2 protein-coding genes are annotated in these 1781 nt (G+C 78.7%); both read left to right on the top strand.

Features of this window, described 5'->3' with window-relative positions; translation table 11 throughout:
- Positions 1-744, top strand: a 744-nt coding sequence (locus AOK18_RS17660) for a family 4 glycosyl hydrolase (RefSeq protein WP_478078844.1), incomplete at its 5' end; no start/stop codon positions are given.
- A complete protein-coding gene (locus AOK18_RS17655; protein ID WP_055695005.1) occupies positions 735-1709 on the top strand; it encodes an N-acetylglucosamine kinase in 975 nt (324 codons plus the stop codon). The genes AOK18_RS17660 and AOK18_RS17655, both read left to right, overlap by 10 nt.
- Positions 1710-1781: the final 72 nt, after the last annotated feature.

Raw genomic sequence — 1781 nt, 5'->3', positions numbered from 1 at the left:
GCCGCCCGCCTCGGCACCGACCCCGCCGGACTGCACCTCGACCACGTGGGCCTGAACCACCTCACCTGGGAGACCGCGGTGCGCCGGGGCGGCCCCGGCGGCGAGGACGTCCTGCCCGCGCTGCTGCGGGAGCACGGCGACGCGATCGCCGCCGACCTCCGGCTGCCCCGCGCCGTCCTGGACCGCCTCGGCGTGGTCCCCTCGTACTACCTGCGGTACTACTACGCGCACGACGAGGTCGTGCGGGAGATGCGCACCAAGCCGTCCCGGGCCGCCGAGGTGGCCGGCATGGAGCGCCGGCTGCTCGCCCTCTACGCCGACCCCGCCCTCGACGAGAAGCCGGCGCTGCTGGCCGAACGCGGCGGCGCCTACTACTCCGAGGCGGCCGTGGACCTGGCGGCGGCCCTGCTGCGCGGGGCCGGCAGCCCGTACCAGGTGGTGAACACGCGCAACGGCACCACGCTGCCGTTCCTCCCCGGGGACGCGGTGATCGAGGTGCAGGCGGCCGTGGGCACCGGGGGCGCGGACCCGCTGCCCGTGCCGCGCGTGGACCCCCTCTTCGCGGGCCTGATGGCGAACGTCACCGCCTACGAGGAACTGGCGCTCGACGCGGCCCTGCGCGGCGGCCGCGAGCGGGTCTTCCGCGCCCTGCTCGCCCACCCCCTGATCGGCCAGTACGCGTACGCCGAGCAGCTCACCGACCGCCTCCTCGCCCACAACCGGGAGCACCTGGCATGGGCCTGACCGCAGGTGTCCTCGCCGTCGACGCCGGCAACAGCAAGACGGACGTCGCCGTGGTCGCCCACGACGGCGAGGTCCTGGCCACCGCGCGGGGCGGCGGGTTCCGGCCGCCCGCCGACGGCGTGCCGGCGGCGGTGGACGCCCTCGCCGGGGCCGTCGCCGCCGCGCTGGGCGCCGCCGGCGCCTCCGGTGTCGCGCACGTCTCGGCCTGCCTGGCCAACGCGGACCTCCCCGTCGAGGAGGAACGGCTCACCGCGGCCCTGGCGGCACGCGGCTGGGGCGACACCGTGGAGGTCCGCAACGACACCTTCGCCGTGCTGCGCGCCGGGGTCGCCGAGCCGCGCGGGGTGGCCGTCGTGTGCGGGGCGGGCATCAACTGCGTCGGCATGCGCCCGGACGGCCGCACCGCCCGCTTCCCGGCGCTCGGCCGCGTCTCCGGTGACTGGGGCGGCGGCTGGGCGCTGGCGGAGGAGGCCCTGTGGCACGCGGCCCGCGCCGAGGACGGCCGCGGCCCCGCCACCGCCCTCGCCCACGCCCTCCCGGCGCACTTCGGCCTCCCGGACATGCCGGCCCTCATCGAGGCCCTGCACCTGGGGCACCTCGCGCCCCGGCGCCGTCACGAACTGGCGCGGGTGCTCTTCGCCACGGCCGACGCCGGGGACCCGGTCGCGGGTGCGGTCGTCGACCGCCAGGCCGACGAGGTGGTGTCGATGGCGGTCGTGGCGCTGACCCGCCTGGACCTGCTCGGCGAGGAGACGCCCGTCCTGCTGGGCGGCAGCGTCCTGGCCGCCCGGCACCCCCGGCTGGACGGCCGTGTCCGCGCCCTGCTCGCCGAGCGGGCCCCCAGGGCCGTCCCCCGGGTCGTCACCGCCGCCCCGGTCCTGGGCGCGGCCCTCCTGGGCCTGGACCGCCTGGCGGCCCCGCCCGCCGCCCGGGCCCGGCTGCGGGCCCACTACGAACGGGACTGAGACCGGGAGGGCCCCCGTGTCCGGTCCCACGGCGCACGCCCCGGCGCCCGGACCCTCCCGGTCTCAGTCCCG

Source organism: Streptomyces prasinopilosus (assembly GCF_001419695.1).
Classification (GTDB): Bacteria; Actinomycetota; Actinomycetes; order Streptomycetales; family Streptomycetaceae; genus Streptomyces; species Streptomyces prasinopilosus.
This window is presented reverse-complemented; position numbering and strand designations above follow the sequence as displayed.